1 protein-coding gene is annotated in these 391 nt (G+C 50.9%); it reads right to left on the bottom strand.

Translation table 11 applies throughout. From position 1 onward, the window contains the following. Positions 1 to 33: 33 nt before the first annotated feature. The coding region (locus AADEFJLK_RS23775; protein ID WP_103976048.1) for a transposase at positions 34 to 391 on the bottom strand (358 nt) is incomplete at its 5' end.

The raw sequence follows: 391 nt of genomic DNA, 5'->3' as shown, positions 1-391 counted from the left end.
CTTTTTTCAGATTTGTAATAGGCACATATATAGCTAATCCGATATAAAAAGATGTCCTGTAACCGCCCCAGTGAAGAGGTCGTCAACGGAACATCGTGCTTGGTTGCGGATGGATTTAAGCTGTGCCCATTTGTGTTCGATAGGGTTAAGGTCTGGTGAGTATGGGGGCAAAAACTCAAGGGTATGCCCTGCTTTCTCGATACGGCTTTTAATGTCTTCCCGCTTGTGGAAGGCGGCGTTGTCCATCACCACGATGCTGCCGGCGGGGAGTTTTGGCACCAAGTCCTGTGCGGCCCACGCATAAAAAACGTCGGCGTTGATGTTGCAAGGGAACAATGCAACCGTCAGTAACGCCCCTTTGATGAGCGCCCCTATCGCATTTGTCCGGCCC

It is taken from the genome of Methylovulum psychrotolerans (assembly GCF_002923755.1).
Taxonomy (GTDB): Bacteria; Pseudomonadota; Gammaproteobacteria; order Methylococcales; family Methylomonadaceae; genus Methylovulum; species Methylovulum psychrotolerans.
The sequence above is the reverse complement of the archived record's forward strand: the minus strand, read 5'-3'. Positions and strand labels throughout refer to the sequence as shown.